Origin of the sequence: Bacillus sp. AFS001701, from assembly GCF_002559405.1 — a bacterium.
Taxonomy (GTDB): Bacteria; Bacillota; Bacilli; order Bacillales; family Bacillaceae_G; genus Gottfriedia.
Genome location: NZ_NTZO01000680.1, coordinates 1 through 285 on the forward strand (window position 1 = coordinate 1; position 285 = coordinate 285).

1 protein-coding gene is annotated in these 285 nt (G+C 37.5%); it reads right to left on the reverse strand.

Annotated elements, in window-relative coordinates; genetic code table 11:
- The coding region (locus CN514_RS24580) for a tetratricopeptide repeat protein (RefSeq protein ID WP_286141829.1) at nucleotides 1-282 on the reverse strand (282 nt) is incomplete at its 3' end.
- Nucleotides 283-285 lie beyond the last annotated feature (3 nt).

The following is a 285-nucleotide window of genomic DNA, read 5'->3' on the forward strand; positions in this document are numbered from 1 at the left end:
GTAATAGGCAAGCCCGCGGTTGGTATAGGCCATATATTGTTTCGGATCTAATTTTATTGCTTTGTCAAAAGTAGAAATAGCCACATCGTACATTTGTTTATCCAGATAGACAAGCCCAAGGTTACTATATGATGTTGCATAATCAGGTTTTAATTTTATCGACTCATTTAAGTCAGAAATAGCTCGATCATACATCTGCATATTGTAGTAGGCAAGCCCCCGGTTGCTGTATGGCTTATATTCTTTCGGATTCAATTCAATCGCCTTATTGTAATCAGAAATGGC